Annotated in this window: 13 protein-coding genes; 5 read left to right on the forward strand and 8 right to left on the reverse strand. The window is 44.4% G+C overall.

Features of this window, described 5'->3' with window-relative positions; genetic code table 11:
- Positions 1–2,352: a CRTAC1 family protein gene (locus OKW21_RS17700; protein ID WP_277481598.1), complete on the forward strand. Its 2,352-nt coding sequence runs from the start codon at positions 1–3 to the stop codon at positions 2,350–2,352.
- Between the two features lie 60 nt (positions 2,353–2,412).
- Here OKW21_RS17700 and OKW21_RS17705 read toward each other — a convergent pair whose 3' ends face one another.
- Together OKW21_RS17705 and OKW21_RS17710 are read right to left on the reverse strand one after the other, a co-directional pair.
- The gene (locus OKW21_RS17705; RefSeq protein WP_277481600.1) at positions 2,413–3,981 is read right to left on the reverse strand and encodes a RagB/SusD family nutrient uptake outer membrane protein; all 1,569 of its coding nucleotides are present in this window, start codon (positions 3,979–3,981) and stop codon (positions 2,413–2,415) included.
- A gap of 31 nt (positions 3,982–4,012) precedes the next feature.
- Positions 4,013–7,096 (reverse strand): SusC/RagA family TonB-linked outer membrane protein, encoded by a 3,084-nt coding sequence (locus OKW21_RS17710; RefSeq protein ID WP_277481602.1) that lies wholly within the window; start codon positions 7,094–7,096, stop codon positions 4,013–4,015.
- Positions 7,097–7,478: 382 nt separating this feature from the next.
- On the opposite strand from OKW21_RS17710, the gene OKW21_RS17715 reads away from it, so the two are divergent.
- The 4 genes from OKW21_RS17715 (at position 7,479) to OKW21_RS17730 (ending at position 13,460) form a co-directional block, all read left to right on the forward strand.
- Positions 7,479–10,472, forward strand: a complete 2,994-nt coding sequence (locus OKW21_RS17715; RefSeq protein ID WP_277481604.1) for a CHAT domain-containing protein — start codon at positions 7,479–7,481, stop codon at positions 10,470–10,472.
- A gap of 18 nt (positions 10,473–10,490) precedes the next feature.
- Positions 10,491–12,470, forward strand: a complete 1,980-nt coding sequence (locus tag OKW21_RS17720; RefSeq protein WP_277481606.1) for a sialate O-acetylesterase — start codon at positions 10,491–10,493, stop codon at positions 12,468–12,470.
- 66 nt (positions 12,471–12,536) lie between these two features.
- Positions 12,537–12,800, forward strand: coding sequence for a hypothetical protein (locus tag OKW21_RS17725; RefSeq protein ID WP_277481609.1), 264 nt, complete (start codon positions 12,537–12,539; stop codon positions 12,798–12,800).
- A gap of 84 nt (positions 12,801–12,884) precedes the next feature.
- On the forward strand, positions 12,885–13,460 hold the full coding sequence (locus OKW21_RS17730; protein WP_277481610.1) for a hypothetical protein: 576 nt from the start codon (positions 12,885–12,887) through the stop codon (positions 13,458–13,460).
- Between the two features lie 63 nt (positions 13,461–13,523).
- On the opposite strand, the gene OKW21_RS17735 is transcribed toward OKW21_RS17730, so the two are convergent.
- The 6 genes from OKW21_RS17735 to OKW21_RS17760 form a co-directional block, all read right to left on the reverse strand.
- Complete coding sequence (locus OKW21_RS17735) at positions 13,524–13,739, reverse strand: hypothetical protein (RefSeq protein WP_277481611.1); 216 nt, start codon at positions 13,737–13,739, stop codon at positions 13,524–13,526.
- 24 nt (positions 13,740–13,763) lie between these two features.
- Positions 13,764–15,911 (reverse strand): alpha/beta hydrolase family protein, encoded by a 2,148-nt coding sequence (locus OKW21_RS17740; RefSeq protein WP_277481613.1) that lies wholly within the window; start codon positions 15,909–15,911, stop codon positions 13,764–13,766.
- Positions 15,911–17,146 carry a hypothetical protein gene (locus OKW21_RS17745; protein ID WP_277481615.1) on the reverse strand — a complete coding sequence of 412 codons (1,236 nt, stop codon included), beginning with the start codon at positions 17,144–17,146 and terminating at the stop codon, positions 15,911–15,913. Before OKW21_RS17745 ends, OKW21_RS17740 begins: the two co-directional genes overlap by 1 nt.
- Before the next feature lie 176 nt (positions 17,147–17,322).
- Positions 17,323–18,429, reverse strand: a complete 1,107-nt coding sequence (locus OKW21_RS17750) for a sialidase family protein (RefSeq protein ID WP_277481617.1) — start codon at positions 18,427–18,429, stop codon at positions 17,323–17,325.
- Positions 18,430–18,611: 182 nt separating this feature from the next.
- Positions 18,612–19,097 carry a DUF4199 domain-containing protein gene (locus OKW21_RS17755; protein WP_277481619.1) on the reverse strand — a complete coding sequence of 162 codons (486 nt, stop codon included), beginning with the start codon at positions 19,095–19,097 and terminating at the stop codon, positions 18,612–18,614.
- 173 nt (positions 19,098–19,270) lie between these two features.
- Positions 19,271–20,119, reverse strand: coding sequence for a LamG-like jellyroll fold domain-containing protein (locus OKW21_RS17760; RefSeq protein ID WP_277481620.1), 849 nt, complete (start codon positions 20,117–20,119; stop codon positions 19,271–19,273).
- Positions 20,120–20,157: the final 38 nt, after the last annotated feature.

Raw genomic sequence — 20,157 nt, forward strand, 5'->3', positions numbered from 1 at the left:
ATGAAAAACCGGCAGGCAAGTTATATTCATATTCCCTTTTTAGCAGTATGCTGGCTGCTGTGTACTGCCTGTGAGCCGGATGCAGAGCAACTGAGTCATGCATATATGCTCCAGCTGCTGAAAGAGCTTCCCCCTGGTACGCATCAAACTGAAAATATTTTTGCCAACCAAACACGAATACAACATTTTGATAGCTTGTTGAAGCTACAGCCTGATCATCATCCTTATCAATACCAAAGAGCGCTGGACCTGCTTCGCTTTGGCAATTCTGCGGAAGCGGCTTCGCACTTGCGCCAGCTACTACTTCTGAAGGAACAAGGGCAACTTGAAGGAGAGCTTCCACCGGCAGATCAGGCATCTCTGGCAGCTTACGAAGCCCTGGCTTACCTGCGCCTGGGCGAACAGGAAAACTGCATCATTAATCATACTGCTGCCTCTTGTCTTTTCCCAATCCAAAAAGCAGGTTTTCATCAGCTTCCGCAAGGATCACAAGCTGCTATTGAGCGCTATACCCACCTTCTGGAGCATGATCCAGACAACCTGACTGCCCGCTGGCTACTGAATGTTGCTTATATGACGCTGGGTCAGTATCCTCAGCAGGTACCTTCCCCTTGGCTGATTGCTGACAGTAGTTTTCAGTCCGAGTACCTGGTGAAGCCTTTTGAAGACATTGCTTCTGCCATTGGGTTCGACTTCCGCGGCTTATCGGGCGGACTGGTGGTAGATGATTTTACCAACGATGGCTTTCTGGACATTATGATTTCGGAGTGGGGACAGGAAGACCAGCTTCGTTTTTTTGTAAACAACGGAGACGGTAGCTTTACTGAAAAAACCCAGGAAGCTAACCTAAACGGTCTTTTCGGTGGACTCAACCTCATACAAGCTGATTATAACAATGATGGCTGGCTGGATGTGTTTGTGCTGAGAGGAGCCTGGCTTCGTGAATATGGGGAGCATCCCAATTCACTGCTCAAAAACAATGGTCCCGGAGCGGACGGGCATCCTACCTTTACTGATGTCACCCATATGTCGGGATTGCTTTCTTTTCACCCTACGCAAACTGCTACCTGGAATGACTTTAACCGGGATGGTTGGTTAGATCTCTTCATTGGCAATGAAACCGCAGGCGCCAACTCTTTTCATCCCTGTGAACTATTTATTAATCAAGGTGACGAAAACCCTGGCTTTATAGATGTAGCAGAACAAGCGGGAGTAGCAGTAAGCAAAGTAGCCTTCACTATTGACCCTATCCACGTCAAAGGTGTTACTTCCGGTGACTATAATAATGACGGCTGGCCTGATCTTTTTGTGTCTACCGGTGGCGGGAATAACCTTTCATCAAATTTTCTATTCAAAAATAACGGACTCAATGAGGAAGGTATACTTAGCTTTACTGATGTTACTGACGAAGCCGGGCTTGGAGGAGAAAACTCTACATTTACCACCTGGTTTTGGGATTATAACAATGACGGCTGGCTGGATATTTTTGTAGCCAACTATTGGAAAGGAGATCAGGGAAACATTACCAGCGATATTGCTGCAGAGTACCTGGGCCTGCCCTTTGATGCCGCCACCGGTATGCTTTATGAAAACAAACAGCAGGGGCCGGACGGAAATGTCACTTTTACCAATGTATCTGAGGAAAGTAAGCTTGATAGAATCCTATACGCCATGGGAGCTAATTTTGGAGACCTGGATAATGACGGCTGGCTGGACATGTATTTAGGCACCGGCGACCCTACACTCAGCTCAATCATCCCAAACCGCATGTTTCGCAATGCAGAAGGCACTTTTTTTCAGGACGTGACTACGGCTGCTGGTGTAGGGCATTTGCAAAAAGGGCATGCCGTCTCTTTTTCCGATATTGACAATGACGGAGACCAAGACATACTCATGTCAATGGGAGGAGCTTATCAGGGTGATGTATTTCAGAACGCTTTTTTTGAAAATCCTTATCAGGATGGGCCCCACCGGGATGGTCCCCACCGGGATGGTCCCCACTGGATCAGTATAAGATTGACAGGAAAAAAAGCTAACCGATCTGCCATTGGCACAAAGCTCACATTCACCATTAAGGAAAACGGTATGGAAAGGAAAATTCATCGGGAAGTAAATTCAGGAGGTAGTTTCGGAGCTTCTACCCTACGTGTGGAAGTCGGAATTGGCACTGCCAACTTGGTGAAAAAGCTCACAGTATTGTGGCCTGATGGTCTAAGCCAGGAGTTTATGGGTCTTCAACCTGATAATTTTTATATACTTACGCAGGGTGACAAAAAAATAATCCGCAATAGACTGAAAGAGCTTCATTTTGAGCCTTCTGAACATAGGCATTCACACCTATCTCAACCCTAAAAAAGCGCCTCCCTAAGAAGACGCTTTCCCATCGTTTAACCAACATCTAAAAATACGTTTCTAATAGCCAGGATTTTGATCTTCCTGATTGATATTAGGGTTTGTCTCCAATTCCTGTTGAGGGATAGGCCACAGCTTGTATCGGTCTGCATAGGGCTTTCCACTGGCAATAGCCACATCATCATCCAGCCCCCAGCGACGCAGGTCGTTGTAGCGATGCTGCTCTCCGGCTAGCTCCACTTCTCTTTCATGCATAATAATGGTCATCACTTCGTCTGCTGTATTTGCCGGGTAATCCTCAGTAGGATACAAGCCAAGCTCGTTATCCAGGGTGCGTGGCATGTAAAGCGCTATATCGGGATTATCTTTCTGATCCAATGCACGTGCCCTTACCTGGTTGACCAATGCCAGTACTTCAGTCAGTGGCTTACCGTTGTTCAGTTTAGCCTCAGCGGCCATAAGCAAGACATCAGCATAACGCATCAGCCTAAAGTTAATGCCTGAGCTCTGGTTACTGTCGTCACGGATGTCATAGTTATGGTACTTTCGCCATGCAATCAAATCGCCGAAGGCATCTCTGGTAAATACTCCCTGGTACCAGCGTACACTATCATCGTAAAAAGTCTGCTCATAACGTGGGTCTCCCAGCTCAAAACGATCCGCAAAAGATTGTTTAGGGCGCACATTGTTAAAGCTGGCAAAAGCATATTCAACGCCTCTGAAGGTACTTTCTCCCCCTCCGGCATTATCAGTGCTCCACTGTGCTCCCAACCCATCCTGAAACTGTATTTCAAATAAAGACTCAATGCTATTTTCAGCAGCGGGCTCCTGTTCTTCTCCTATCCCGTTCCACCGGAAGTTCTCAACCAAGCCATAGGTACCGTGCTGTCCATCTATGACTTCCATAAACTCACGTTCTGCATCGTCCCAACGTTCCAGATACAGATACACTTTGCCCAAATATCCGGTTGCAGCACCTCGGGTAGCTCTTCCCAGATCGCTGGAACTGTATTCTTCACGGGTGGGCAGGTTTGCCTTGGCATACTGCAGATCTTCAATCACAAGCTTGTACACATCTGCAGCAGGAGAGCGTGCTTCTTCTATAGAGGCTGTCGGTGGTTCAGTAATCAAAGGAACATCACCCCACTTGTTGACCAGGTCAAAATAAAATGTAGCTCTTAAGAAACGTGCTTCTGCCACAATTCTGTTGCGTAATGTCTCATTCATCTCTATTTCAGGTACCTGTTGTACGATACGGTTCGCTCTACCAACACCAGTATAATAGGCATCCCACATACCACTGATTACTTCATTATTAGCATCCCAGGTATAGTTCAGCATTTGTGCCAGAGTAGCCTGCAGGTTATTGGTGCCAATACTTTCGTCAGAAGGCATATCATTACCGAAGAAATAGAAACGTTGCGCCAGGTTGGTAGCCTGCCAGGTAGCATAGACTGAGGTAAGGCCTAAGAGAGCGTCCTGTTCAGTCTGATAAAAAGTACCGGGTGTAGGCCTGTTTGGGTTATCGATATCTAGTAGTTCTTCATCCCGCTTACAGGAAATTACAATTACCAGATTAGCGAGTATAAATATCACTAAGAACTTTATGGATATACTATATTTTTTCATAATTCTGATTCTTTTTAAGCTCGTGTATTCGTTAGAAGGTTACTTGTACACCCAACATAAATGTACGGGCCTGAGGAAACTGTCCATTGTCAATACCCCTTCCTCTACTTGCCTGATCAGGATCGTTATTCTGTGAGCCTATTTCGGGATCGTAACCTTCATAGTCGGTGATGGTAAAGAGGTTCTGAGCGGTGAGATAGATACGGGCATTAGATATAAATCCTCCGGCATTTTTAAGTGCTACCGACGGTACTGTATAACCCAATGTAATGTTGCGCAGGCGTAAGAATGATCCATCTCCTATGAAGCGGCTAGACTCCCGGGTGTTATTGGCAGGATCACCTCCCACGGCACGCGGAATGGTATTACTTGTACCTTCGCCATCCCAGTAACCTAGCGTACGCTGCTCAAAGTTAAACGGTCGCAGCATCCCCTCGGCAAAGTAACGGTAGCCGTAATAAAGCTCTATGCCTTCTACTCCCTGTAAAAAAGCATTGAAGTCAAAGCCTTTGTAAGAAGCATCCAGGGTTAGACCATAGGTCAGGTCAGGAATAGGATCGCCAATATATGTCTTATCATCTACATTGATTATTCCATCTTCATTCAGGTCTTTAAAGCGAATATCACCGGGACGGGCGTTTGGTTGCTCTGCATGAGCATCCACCTCGGCCTGGTTCTGAAAGATACCGTCCATTTCATAGCCAAAGAAATGGCCAATGGGATAGCCTTCAATGATACGCGTTACCCGGGTCACGTTCACATTTCCGCTGATAATAGGCTGGCCTCCTCCCAAATCCAGTACTTCATTATCCAGTGTAGCGAAGTTACCGCTAATACTGTATTGAAAATTACCACTGGATTTACGATAGGTAGCGGCAAACTCAAAACCTTTATTCCTTACAGAACCAGCATTAAGTGTAGGTGAATTATTTACGCCTGTACTGGGCGTAGGTGGAATGGGTACCAGGATATCTTCAGTCTCCTTGATGTAGTAGTCTGCATTGATCAAGACCTGATTGTTAAACAAGCCTATATCAACCCCCACATCGGTTTGGGTGGAAGTCTCCCACTTCAGATCATCAGAGGCAAGGTTTCTTTGTGCCACTCCAGTACTGACGGTACCGTTAAATAAATAATTAATGGTGTTATCAAGTGTAGGCTGGAAAGAATAGTTACCAATTTCCTGAAATCCGGTCTCACCCCAACTTGCTCTCAGTTTCAGATCGCTTATGAAGGACACTCCGCTCATGAAGCCTTCCTCGCTGACTCGCCAGCCAAAGGATGCAGAAGGGAAGACACCAAACTTATTTCCCGGTGAGAAACGGGAAGAACCATCTCTACGGATATTTGCTGTCAGCAGGTAGCGGTCATTATAGCTATAGGTTAACCTTCCGAGATAGGAAACCAACGCAAATTCGTTTAAGCCTCCGCTCACATTAGGTACTTCATTCACACCATCCAGTACTCTTACTACTGAGTTTACTGTATTTCTTCCGCCAGCACTGGCAGAACGCTGGGTATAAGACTGACGCGTATACCCTACCAGTATCCCCAGATCATGCTGCCCAAAAGTCTTATTGTAATTGAGTGTATTTTCTATTAGAGGGGAAATAGAATAAGCATTGCGCTCATTTAGGGTCGCGAAAGGCTGATTTCGTCGGTCTCCGAATTTATAAGGAGGGGTATACTGATAGCGTGTACCATATATAAAGTCACCTCCTAAGCTTAACCGGTACGAAAGGCCATCCAGAATTTCATACTCCCCATAGATATTTCCTATAACTCTGAAGCGTGTGCTACGATCTTCATATAGGTCTGCTTCTCCTACCGGATTGTTAGCGTCCTGCTCGTCTATGATACGATTACCTGAATACAGACTGGGATTTGGTCCGGTAGTCCCTCCTACATTCTCAGGGTCAAATATCGGACGGTTGGGTGGATAATGAATAATTGAAAAGAAACTTGAGGTAAAATCATTGGCCTGGGTTCGACTAAATGCCATAGATTCTCCAAACTTAAATCTGCCATTTTTAAAGTCAGTATTTACCCTGAGGCTGAAACGGTCAAAATCAGTCTCACGAAGGATTCCCTCCTGTTCCATATAATTCCCTGATACGCTAAACTGAGCATTTTCAGAGCCGCCTGAAACATTCAGGTTCACATTATTGATAGGCGCGTTGCGAAACATTTCTTCCTGCCAGTCAGTCTTGTTGACCAATTCTTCTTCTCGCTGCAAAGCTACTACCCTGGGTAGTCCGGCATTGTCGGTAAGGGCATCAGAAATCTGCTTGTATCCATTAATGTCAGTGAGCTCCAGCAGTCTCCAGGGTTGTTGCATCCCTGTATATGCATCTAAAGATACTCTTGCTTCTCCTGCTTTTCCCCTTTTGGTTGTAATAAGTACTACTCCGTTGGCAGCTCTTGCGCCATAGATAGCCGCTGCTGAAGCATCTTTTAAAATTTCAATAGACTCAATGTCACTGGGGTTGATACTACTCAGGGCATTAAAATTATTTTCACCAGTAGCGCCATTGTCGTTGATTACCGGCACTCCGTCAATCACATACAAGGGCTCTGAGTTACCGATAGAACCAATACCCCTGATTTGCACCTGCATGCCCGCTCCCGGTTTTCCGGATTGTTGCACCACATTAACTCCGGCCACCCTACCCTGTAATCCCTGCTCAACCGAAGTAATTGCCATGTCCTTATATGAGGTCGCATCTACTGAAGAGACTGCACCGGTAAGATCTCTCCTTTCCTGCGTACCATAACCTACCACTACTACTTCACTTAAAGACTGAATATCAGGCAATAGCTCTATATCAATGGTTGACTGATTGCCTACGGTTACTTCTTCGGAAATGTACCCGATTGATGAAAATACAAGTACACTTTCGGAACTGGGTACCGTAAGCCGGTAATTGCCGTCCAGGTCGGTAACTGTACCCGTAGTAGTGCCCTTTACAAGCACGTTTACACCCGGCAGGACACCTTCACCCTCAGCTGTGAGTGTTCCGGTAACAGTCTTTTGTTGGGCATACGATGTTGATACGGTAAGTAACAAGCTCAGCACCAAGCCTGTGACAGGTTGCCATTTTGTGAAAATTCTCATTGAGATGTTAGGTTGGTTAGTTATAAATAAAACAATGTCGCCTGTAAGCTTTGGTATAAGACTTATCAAAAAAAATAGTTTTAAAGCTTTTCCACCAAACACTTAAAAATTATTCTGAAATTAAGTTAATATTTAAAATTTATCAACATTAATGCGCATGATTAAAAAATAAATAATTATGCAATAATTGATGGGTTCCTCTGCGCATATAATAAATTAATCCGTATTTTATTGACAGATATATCTGTTTTCACTCACTTACTTGCAAGTATTAAATTACCTGTTACCTCAGGGGAGTCAGTTAATACCAGTTTGACACTTAAGCTGAAAAGCCCTACTTTTCATTTTAGTTAACATACTGACAGCTCAATCCATACGCACTGTGAAAGCTCTACCTGTCTTTTTTCTTTGGTTTGTTTTTTCCATGTACGTAGCTGCTCATGCAGCATCAGAAAACCCTGCAAAAGACTTACTTAAGAAAGCGCAAAGCTTAGAGGAAAAAAAAGAAGTGGATAGCGCGGCATTCTATTACCTACGGGCGGCTGAGGCATTTCAAAAAAACATGGCCTGGCAAGAGAGCATTAACGTCCGGAAGAAAGCGGGCAACCTGTATTTTAGCAGGCGTATGAGTGATGAAGCTATTGCGAATTTCAACTATCTTCTGGACACGCTCCACTCCTATTTAAGCGACACGCTGAAGGCCGAGTTGTATTTTAAAAATGGAATCAGTCATGCCCGCCTGGCCCGCTTTGTAGATGCGCTCAATCATATGAAACAATCCTGCCAAATAAGAGAGCAGCTCTTAGATCCCCATGATCCGATATTAGGAGAGAGCTTCCATATGCTGGGCAGGTTATATTTTACAATTGGTAACTATCAGCAGTCATTAAACTACCAGCAAAAATACCTGGAAGTCAACCAGCACAATTATCCTCCTGACCACATGGAAGTAAGCGACGCCTTACATTTTGTAGGCTTATCCTATAGCCGACTCTATGAACATGAGCTCGCGCTGGAATACTACTTTAAATCCGCAGATATCGTGGAAAAGGCAGGAAAAAAGGAAAGATGGGCTTTAACCCATATCTACAACAATATCGGGCTGGTGTACGGAAGACAAAATATGCATGAGAAGGAGTTGGAGTATTTTCTAAAAGCCTTGGCCATGAAAAAAGAGCTGGGGATGAACATTAGTGATACCTATCATAATATCGGCAAAACCTACATAGATTTAGAAAGATACACCCAAGCCCAGGACATACTTCACGAAGCGCTACGTTTAAAAATTGAACAAGTAGGTGAGCGGCATACCACTGTAGCGGGTACCTTGTACTACCTGGCTGAATTATACGTAAACCAGGCTCAGTATGACTCTGCGATATATTACGCAGAAAAAGCCCTGTCTATTGAGCAGGAAAACTTTGGAAATAATGGGACTTCTTTAGCCGCCTCTTACCGGCAGCTTGCTACCATATACCAAAAACAACAGCTATGGAGGCAATCACTTGACCACTTGCAGAAAGGGCAAACCGCCCTTGTCAAATATTATGATTCAGGACAAATATCAGCAAATCCTTCTCCTAAGGATAATATCATTGATCCTCTGAGCCTTTTACGACTCATGCAGCAAAAGTCCGAAGTACTATTGCTACGCTACGCTGCCGATCAACAAACTGAGGACCTTAGGATGGCCTACCAGACCAGCAAGGCCGCTACTGAATTGATTGAGCATACATATGCGAATTTACACGACTCTGAGTCGCGTACTTTTCTGGCGGATCATGCCAATAAGATTCTGGAACTGGCCCTGCAAACCGCTTATATGCTACAGCAGGAAGAAGAAGACACTCAGTACCTGGAACTGGCCTTCCAACTTATTGAAAAAAACAAAGCGCAGTTGCTGCTGGAAAATATTACCTCTTCACAATGGAAAAGTAAGGGTGCCATTGCTGATACACTGCTTGAACAGGAGCAGGAAGTCAGCAGTAAGCTTGCTTATTATGAGAAACTAAAATTTGAAGAAGAAAGCCGTTCCTCTCCTGACTCAGTCAAGCTTTACACTTATAATAACCAGATTTTTGCATTGCACAGAACGCAAGAAAGCCTGAATCAATCTATAAGGCTTCGTTATCCACAGTACTATCACATGAGGCATGAGCAGAAATTCATATCGCTTCAACAGGCTCAAAAAGACTTGCTTCAGGAAGATGAGGTATTGGTTGAATACTTTCAGGGAGATAGTGCCATATATTATCTGGCAGTAAGTTCTGATCAGGTTTCTTTTTACCGGAATGAAATAAAAAGTTTGCCTATTAAACCCATGCTTAATGGCTTACAGGAACGAGATTATCAGACCTATACTCAAGCTGCTCATCGCTTGTACAACTACCTCTTATTACCGGTATTAAGAGATTTTTCAGAAAAAAAATTAATCATCATCCCTGATCACCAGATAGGTTATATACCTTTTGAGTCTTTGCTTGTTCAGCCTCCCTCATCCAATCCGGATTATAAATCATTGCAGTATTTGATGCTGGAACACACTATCTCTTATCAGTATTCAGCCAATCTGCTGGCCTCTACGCAACAAACCTCAGTAAAGGAGTATGAACGATCTTTCGCGGGTTATGCCCCTACCTTCTCAAAGCAGAAAAACACCTTACTGGCTACTCGTTCTTCCCAGGATCAACAGTTGGTCAATGAGCTTGAAGCCCTACCCTATGCTGAAGAAGAGGTTCGGACCATAGCGCAGATGCTTAACGGTGAAGCTCATATCAGCGAAACAGCTACGGAAAAAAACTTTAAAGAGCATGCCTCCAATAGCTGGATCATTCACCTTGCCTCTCACACCTTGATCAATGACCGCAACCCTTTGTACTCCAAACTAGTCTTTGCTCCTGAAGACAATGATGAAGAAGACGGGTTACTGCATACCTATGAGCTCTACAATATGCAGCTCAAGGCTGATATGGTTACCCTCAGTGCCTGTAATACCGGCGTTGGGAAAATACAAAAGGGAGAAGGCATCATCAGTCTAGCCCGTGGCTTTATGTATGCGGGCGTACCCAATGTACTGATGAGCTTATGGGCAGTATCAGATCGCTCCACCTCCCAACTGATGCAAAACTTTTACCAGGCGCTGAATAAAGGCAGCAGTAAAGCGGAAGCCTTACGTACTGCAAAACTGCAATATCTGGAGCAAGCAGACGCCAATACTGCCGCCCCCTATTACTGGAGTGGCTTTGTTTTAATTAGCAACAATCAGGACCCTGGAGAAAGTAACTTTCCAGTCCTTTTCTTCCTTCTTCCTATGATAGCCCTTATCTTGGCGGGTTGGTTTTATTTTAGAAAGAAAGCAGCACACAAAACTACCTAAACATTCGCTTAGACTGATATGAAGCATAGAATAATACAGTTAATCTGTTTACTGATTGTTTGTCCGTTTTACCTAAAAGCCGAAGTTACGCTTCCTCATTTTTTTTCTGATAATATGGTACTCCAACGCAATGTAGAAGTACCTGTCTGGGGGAAAGCCGATCGCAGAGAAAATATAACGCTTACTTTTCAGGGACAGGAGTACACTACCCAGGCAGACAAAGAGGGTAAGTGGAAAATCAAGCTGCCTGCTACCCCTGCCGGAGGGCCTCACAGGCTCACGATCACCGGTGAAAATATCATTCGCCTGGAAAATATACTCTTCGGAGATGTATACCTCGCCAGCGGGCAGTCCAATATGGTGTGGGAGATGTATAACTTGCCGGAAGGCTTGGAAACTGCTGGTTCGGCAGATGAGCACCCTGAAATCAGACTTTTTCTGGTAGAAAATAAAAGGGCATTTTCTCCCCAGGAAGACGTGCCTGCAGGCGCGTGGCAAATTGCCGACAGTAGCAGCGTACTGGATTTCTCAGCTATTGCCTATTACTTCGGCCGATACTTACAGCAAGAGCTTGACGTACCTATCGGCCTGATCGGATCTTACTGGGGAGGTACAGCGGTAGAAGCCTGGATGAGTTCCGAAGTGCTGGACAGCATTCCGAAATACAAAAGTATGCTTAACGCAATGGAACGGTATACGCAGTCAGCCGATGAACTGGAGCAGATGTACAGCACCAATCTGGAAAGATGGGTAGAGCAGTCTGAAAAAGAAGACCGTGGCTTTTCAGAAGGTTGGTACAGAGAACGCTTTGACGATCAAAACTGGGAAAGTATGCAGCTACCTGCCCCCTGGAAGTTTGCCGGGCTAGCTGATCATGATGGTGCTGTCTGGTTTCGTAAGACCTTTTTTGTGCCGAAAGCCATGAGTAACAAAGACCTCTACATCCACCTGCCCCGTGTTAATGAGCATGATATCGTTTGGGTAAACGGACAGGAAGTTGGTAGAGGAAAGGGTAATCTTCATCGGGTATATCAAATCCCTCGTTCTCTACTGAATGCAAGGGAAAATGTGATTACTGTCAGGGTTTTTGAAACTGGTTACCAGGGAGGTATCTGGGGACATGAAGAAGATTTTCATATCACTGATCGCAGACATAAGATAGCGCTGCGAGGAGACTGGAAATACCGCAAAGGGGTCAGTTGGGACGAATTACCTGTACGTCCTAATACGGTCTTTAGCGGATCTACACCTATGATGCTGTACAATGGCATGATCGCCCCGCTCATTCCTTTTGCCCTCAAGGGCATAATCTGGTACCAGGGCGAAAGAAATGCCAGCCGGGCCTATGAATATCGTACACTTTTTCCAATGATGATCAAAGACTGGCGCAAACGTTGGCAGCAGGAAGAGCTGCCCTTTCTTTATGTTCAGCTAGCGAATTATAAACAGCCTGCAAAAAAACCCGAACCCAGTGAGTGGGCTGAGCTGAGGGAAGCTCAGCAAATGGCTTTGTCTCTGCCCAATACCGGAATGGCTACTGCTATTGATCTGGGGGAGGCAGAAAATATTCACCCTGCCAATAAAAAAGATGTAGGAAGAAGGCTGGCTTTAGCAGCCCGGGCTGTTATCTATGATGAGGATATTGTACACCAGGGGCCTGTGTTTGATTCTATGCATATCGTAGGTAACCAGATTGCGATAACTTTCAAAACCCATGGCTCCCCGCTGAAAGTAGATGACCAATACGGATATGTCAGAGGCTTTACTATTGCTCGGGAAGACCGTGAGTTCGTCAGGGCCAAAGCTTACATCCTAAACGACAGTACGGTAATGGTCTATCACGATACGATGATCAACCCCGCAGCGGCACGTTATGGCTGGGCAGACAATCCTGAAGACATCAATCTATATAATGAAGCTGGCTTACCTGCCCTGCCTTTTCGCACTGATGACTGGCCTGGAAAAACTTACGAATCAGCGAGTTACAGTTTAAAATAGTGATAAATACTCAAAACATATATGGATTTAACTAGTTCTCAGGATATAAACTTTTTAAACTTTTAGATGATGAATTACAAAGAAATATTATCAAATACACCCATAGAGAGCCAGGATTATCCATTCAACTCTATTGAATTTTTTGACGAAACAGAAGTGAAAGACAAGATGTACGTGGATAAATCCAAGCTAAAATCCAACGCTGAGGATAGATTGGAAGAAGCAGTAGACAGCTATCTGGGAGCGCACCCTGATATAAAAAAAGCAGTTGCCTACCGGGAAGAAACTCCTGACAAACGCTTCGCATTCCGTGAATTTGGAAGAAATTAACATATATCATTTATGTATTACTGAATCTAACTCCTGAGCCTTCGTTCAGGAGTTTTTTTTAATGTTTCGTCAAATTTTTTATTGATGGCAAAAAAGATTCCTGATGAACTGAAAGAAGCTATTCTTCAACTACCAGAAAAGGAAAAAGATAAACTCCTGATCCGCCTGATTGGCAAAGATTCTACGCTGATCAAAAAATTACGCCACCAGCTACTTGAAGATGAGGTAGATATGGAAGCTATGCGGAATGAATTGATAAAAGGTGCTACTTCCCTCTTTTCCAGAGAAGATTTTCACCACTGGACCTATACGCCAGGACTTTTGATGATGGTATTGAGAGATTTTAGCGGAGCGATTGGCAGACATGTCAAAATCACCAAAGACAAATATGGAGAAGTAATACTTCTGGTGTTACTCGTAAATCTGCCCTTCCGTAAGCAATTCGCTATTCTTTATGAAAATCAGCACCGCGCGGATAAGTTTGCTGATTATGTATGTAAAAAAGCACAAACTGCCCTGAAAAAGCTACAGAAGCTAGACAGAGACTATTACCTGGAATTTGACAAAGATGTAAATGAGATGTTAGACCATCTTAAAACATATCCTCCTACCTCAAGGCTTATGAGTACCTATAATTTACCTGCGACATGGGAGTATTAAAGAAGACTGAAGTCAGGAGTAAGACGGAAGTTTAACTTCTGGCTTCATACTTCCCACTTCACCCTACTTTCCGAAAAATATTCCTCCTACAATCGCACCTATCCCCGCCAGTACAAAAATCAACCAACTAGCCTGGCTGGTAAAAAAGGTATCACTGATGTACAAACCTAGCAGGGCTCCTATGGTAGCACCTGATAAAACTTTAGCAATCAAAGGCATGCGTGTGGTTTCTGACATTTTCTGATCGTTATTTTCAATGATAAGCAAAGTCACATCCATAAAGTTGTCTGCTTAGCGACAAGTTCATTTCAGCCAATCTTTTATGCGTGCAGATAGTCCTTCCTCAGCCTCAGGATAAATGACCATAAAATCAGACGGATTCTGGTAAAAACCACGAACAAAAGACCATTCTTCTTCAAATTCATCAGCTGAGACTGCTTCGCTCAAATGATTTTGAGGGTTGATCATCAGCAGCTTTCCCGATCCTAACGTAGCAGCCAGATCGGCCAGATCATAGCCATTTACACTGCCGACAACGCTGGCGGGAACCCACTCCGGATCATAATTTTCATGATTCACCAGTGAAGCATAAGAAATCAAAGGGTCAACCAATGCGATACTGCCAATGGCGGGTTCAAAGGCAGCTGCATGCAACAAGGCTGGCGCTAATGTGCTATGCGCAATAGCGCTTAGTGCTACCTCTGGATTTTCCTCCTGAACATATTGTGCCATCCTTACCATATCCGCTGCCTGACGCGCCACAATGCTCTGATTAAGCAGAATGGAGGCGAACCACTGATTATAGGATACCCCTTCAATGTATGCATCCCCTTTCAGATAGCCGGGACCCAATTCACCCGTTCCCAAAATATCGGCAGAAAGTACAGTATAACCCTGTTTCACCAAAGCCTCAATTTCTTCACCTGTTTGGGATTGCGACATTTTTCCTTCAGGATGGAAATACAGTATCAGCCGGTTATTTCTACCTTCCTCGGGTGCAAAAAGCAGGAAAGGGTTTACATGCTGCTCTCCTACCATCAGATATTTTTGGACCTTATAGCCCTCCCTCTGATATTGACCGGCGAAATGCACTTCTTCAGGCGCTTCAGGCGCTTGATAGCCGGAGATCTTTTTAGCGTCAGCAACTATTTTTTCCTGCTTTAAAGCTGCTCTTTGCTGTACAGTTTTCGCTTTCTTATTTTGTGATTCTTCTCTGTTCAAGTCAAATACATTCTTACTACTCAATGCAGTAGCTACCTGCCCGGTGGAAGTCACTTGCAATTCTTCAATGGAAAATAAAGGTACTTCCACATCCCCTGGATTACCCGGATTTTGCAAATGCTTCTGAAAAAACGCGTACATCGCTTCCCGGTTTTTCTGGGTTGAGCCATGTACATGATCATCTTCGTTCATAGCCATGTTTTCTTCTTTGCCGAATGCTTCATAAGCCTGCTTTACTTCCTGATAAGCACGGCGCGCCCCTTCTATGCTAAAGAAATCACGGGTAGTACTGATAATCATACCCGGTTTGGGGGCTCTTACTTCCAGCAGGTCAGCCAGGTCTAAACCCTGCTCTATGAAATGCATAAAGTTTTGCTCGGCGTCCTGCGGACCTTTGGTTTTTAGCAGAATATCCAGAGTGGTAATGTAGGCTTCCGGTGCCGCAGCGTAAATTCTGTCATCAAAAGCAGCGATATAAGCCGTCTGCGTACCTCCTCCCGAACGTCCTGTCATCCCTATACGTTGGGGATCTACCTCAGGACGGCTGAGCAGATAATCTACCGTACGGATACCATCCCAGATCATATGCTTAGCCAGCGAACTTCCGGAGATAAAACACTGTGCCCCCGCATAGCCATGCTCTTTGGTAGGGCCACCAACCCTGGAGTCATCAGTCCCAGCTTCCGGATACTGCATACGTTCACCCTGTCCGAGCGGGTCAAAAGCCAATACGATAAATCCTTTGCGTGCCAGGTTCAGGATTTTGTGCTGATAAGTATCACTACGAAAGCCCAGAGCTGTGTGTCCACTACAATAAATAATAGCAGGCGCTTTACCTTTTAAGTTTTCCGGCATAAATAAAGCCGCCGTTACATAAAATCCCGGCTGAGATTCGTAGATCAACTTTTCTACTTTAACGCCATCTTTCACCAGAGTCTCTGTGACCTGAGGATTTAGCGGAGTCTTCTCCGGAAAAGCCCCTACAATGTTCATCAGCTTTTTTCGGACTTCATCCTGTCTTTGTGTCCATGCCTTCTCCGTTTTGAGGCCAGCTACATGCTCAGCTCTTTTGTCTAACACTATGGAAGCTTCATCTACCATTTCTTTGTAAAGCGCATCTGACTGGTCGCCATAGTACTGATAGAAATTCAGCAGGGACAGATCTTCTTCCTGGGCCTGAACAGACTGAGAGAAACAAAACGCTACCGTAAGTAAAAAAATGTTTTTCATTAAGCTATGATTTCGCCGATGTCCACCATGTACATCTGACGTTGATTATTTTGGTGAGTAGAGTCAAAGATCACTTGTGTACCCTGCTGATTAGAACGGGGGTGAAGGTCGCAGCGCCATTCACCGTTAAAGTGTTGGGGTTCAAAAAATTTTCCTAACACTACTTTTCTGTCAGTAGGTACATGGTAAAGGTAGAGCGTTTGACGCCGCCCGGGGTCACGATGGGGATACGTATCATTAAGAATCCATTCATTATTTGTGTTTGGCACGTACGTATTATGTCCGTTCTCCACCATTTTATCAGGCCCCACGATCTGGATTTCGTCCGTTTGATCTTTGAACAGATAAAAAGCTGCCAGTTTTCCTTCGGGTTGTGTCCAGGCACAGATATGCTCTGGGTCACGCCATATAAAATGAGATGTATTACCCGAGGGGTCCAGCATATAAGGGTCACTGCCATCCATGTTGATTGTAAACATACGGGTGGTAAAGCCGCGATTTACAGTATCCGGACTATTTACCGGGGCCTCCCGCCAGCGGTGCAAAAAGATAAACCGCTTATTGTCGGGGCTTACCAGCAGGTGGTTGAAATAATGCCATTTGTCTTTCAGCGATTTTCCCTGATAAGGAATATCAGCGGCCTGAGCCAAGGAAAAGATCAGCTCTGACTCCCCCGTTTGTAAGTTCATACGGTAAATACCAATGTCCTGCGGCGCTCTCTGATCAGCATAGGGATCAGGAATGCCTGGATAACCGTAACCAGGACGCATGTTCTGTATTCGGTTGAATTCCGTGCCTACCGCATATCTTCCGTCCTGACTCAGTGCATAGATAGCTTTGGACAGTGTACGCTGCTTACCCGTTTTCACATTCAGCACACGGCTTACAAACTGACCGTCCTCCTGATCATTCCAGATTACTTCTTCCTGACTCCCCGGAATCCACTGCAGCATACATCCCTGCTGCCAGCCCCAGGCATTGCTTTCTCCGATCTCAGTCCAGCGGTCATTGTCCTGCAGGTCCACCATCCCGATTTTAATGATATCTTTTTCAGTGGGTGAGCGCATGGGAATATCCACTTCCATACCCAGCACGTGGCGGCCTGAAGGGTCAACCTGCCATTTGTCGTAATATCCAAACCAATGTGATTTTGGTCCCTGGGTAAGCTGGCGAACGGGAAATTCCTGCATTCGGCTTTTTAAGAAATGAGGGGTGAGGCTTAAACCCAGCCCCATGCATCCGGCTTGCTTAAGAAATTGTCGTCGGTTGTGCATAGTACTCCTGGACGCAGCTCATCCTGCGTCATTATTTTAGATTGTCAATAGTATACTCCTGAATGTAAGAAAAAAGACTGTCAATAGTGGCAACAGATTACTGTGGAAGTTTATTATTTCAATTTAATGTCATAAAATCATTCCCTTGAAGTAGTAAGCCAATCAAAGGTGAAGCTGACAAAGACGTTTTCTGTATAATCATCTTTTTCAAAGAGTAAGCCTATCTTACCATCCTTTAAAATTGTGAGTGAGGAATATGCTGCTTCTCCGGGATAAATCACTTTACCTTCCGTCCAGCTTTGTCCTTCATCGTAGCTGACACGTACATTCAGATTTCTTCGTCCTTCTTCAGACTTGAGATTAGAGAAAAGTAAACAATCCTGAGACTCACCATCCTTTTCAAAGTTATAGCGAATCAGACTGGCGTTACAGCCAGGGTCAAGCAGGCTTGAGTCTGGCTGGCTAACCCAGCTCTTACCTTCATCATCCGATATATGAACGTAGCGCAAGCCCAGTTCATTTACCCTGCTATTGATCATCCAACGGCCGTCAGCCAGTTCCACCACTTTGGATTCATCTGCGGGCTTGATGGGAGTGTCAATCAAAAACCAGCTTTCACCGTGATCATCACTCCCAAACAAGTGCATTCCTTTGTCAAGATTTACTAGGCAGTGCAAAAGCCTCCCCTCACGTGTTTGTGTTCCCCTGCCTGAAGTAATGAACTTTAAATCCTGCTGCCAGTCCGGTTTTGTAATCTGTGTTGTGATATCCTCAGGCTCAGACCATGACTGACCGTGATCCTTACTTTTCATCATGTGTAGATAATAGACATCTTTCTCTTTTTTCAAATCCATAAAATTGTAGAAAAGAAAAACTTCACCGGTCTCTTCATCCAGAATGAAGGATGGGTCAGATGCAGATTGCCCCAGTGGAAAATCTATGATGGTTTTCACCTCTGACCAGCTTTTTCCATTATCCTCACTTCTACGCATGACTATATTGATATCATCACTCCATTTTAAATCACCACAGGATGGTACTCTTTCATCAATAGCTGCCAGCAAATCACCATTGGTAGCGGTAATGAGTGCCGGAATACGATAACAGGATACACTATCCTGAGCAGATGCATCAAACAAAAGATGGTAGGCACTTATCCCTTCAGCGATTTCAGCATGCTCGTCCTGGGCAAAAACAGGAACACATAAGAGCCAAGCATACATATATAGGTATATGCCTTTCATTTTCATTCGGGGAGTTAGGACCATTGTAATTTTAGGCTGAGTATAACAATTTTAGAGATAATCTCGCAACCTACACAAAATTGTAGTTTAGAAGCTACTCTATTGAAGCTTGAATAATACCCTATTAAAAAAAACGACAGGCTTTTCCTGTCGTCATCAATTTACAACTTACGTGCTCAGCATCATACTACTTCCTCAACCGGAGAAACGATGTGGTTGGGGCGGTAAAATTGCATAAGTGCGTAGCTGGCAAGAAAACCGGAAGTAATTCCCTCTATGGTGATGGTGAAAGCAATCAGTGCCGGATTAAGAAAATCACCGAATGGTTCCCGCTCCCGTATGACCTCCATAAATTCAGGAGAAATCACTGTGACGTATAAGCTTACCAATGCAGCAAATAGTGTTACCCCTATTGCTGAGGTAAGCACTCCCAGACCAAAACCTTTAAAGTAAACAAGCCCCTGACCTTTATATTTCTCTTTATAGTGCTTGATCGCCATCATTACAAAGCTGAACAAAATGATGATGTTCAGCGCTCTCAACTCCAGGTTATGCTCAAGCCCGAAAGCCTTCATCAAAAAAAAGAAGCCAACCAGGGCGAGTGTCATCAGCACTCCATATCGGAGGGCGAGTCGCTCTATTAAATTATCTTTCTTAGTATCTGTCATGATTTTGTGTCGTTTGTGGAATCAAACTATTGGTAGCATAACATGACAAACCCACTGTTGTTTAATATTTTAAAGTATTTAGTTAAACAAAATTTATGTATTTTCGGAATTATTCTTTATATGTTTAGTTATTGATGGCACAATATCAGACAGTAAAACAAGGCACCAGCTATCTATAGCATGCTTTTCAAGCTACCTTTCATTTGATAAATCGTACCAATCTCTTCTTCACTCAAAGCTCTATTAAATATTGCCAGCTCATCCATTAGGCCTACATAATTAATTCCCAGGCGAATGGTAGCCTTATCCAAATCCCAGCTAAAAGGCTCAGTGATATTTTCCTGGCTACCCTGTAGTTTTCCATTCAAAAAAAGGCTGGCACTTCCCTTAGCAGTATTCAGATGAGAAAAGCATATGACTACATGCGTCCATTCTTCACGACCGAAGGGCATTGTCTGTGCTGTTACCAGCCGACTCATAAATTCAGGGTGCTCACCCCCCTCCCCTCCCTGCGGATTCCAAACTGCCGCGTCGCCAAACACACCCATCCTGAAATCACGAGGATTTTTATCACTAAAGTCCACCCAGAGCGAAGCGTCATCATACCCTTCATCTGTAATCTGAATGGGGTCACTGTAGCCCGGCTCAAGGTCCTGATTGGGTTCCAGTTGCAGCCAGAAAGAAACAGCACCGCTCCAGTCTTCTTTAGTATAGTTTATATTGTCAGCAGCTTTGAAAAACAACACATGCTCGTTCTTGCGCGTAAAATCCAGACAAGCGCCTGACACCCCCTGATCGCTGACCCGCTGTATATATTCACTTTGCAACCCTCGCTTGCCCTGGGGGAGTTGATCATAGTGCTCAGCCGTAAAGATCCAGGGATCACCCTTAGCAAAGTCAGCTTCCGCTTTTTCATCAAATGAGGCATAAAATGTCAGTGATTCTTTCAGATCTTGACTTTGATCTATTCCTGTGGAAAAAAGAAGGCCGATCAGGATGGTAAGAAGGGGAATAGTTTTCATCTTATTTAGGTTGTCGGTTAGTTTGAGATGAATTTAAT

It is taken from the genome of Catalinimonas alkaloidigena (assembly GCF_029504655.1).
Taxonomy (GTDB): Bacteria; Bacteroidota; Bacteroidia; order Cytophagales; family Cyclobacteriaceae; genus Catalinimonas; species Catalinimonas alkaloidigena.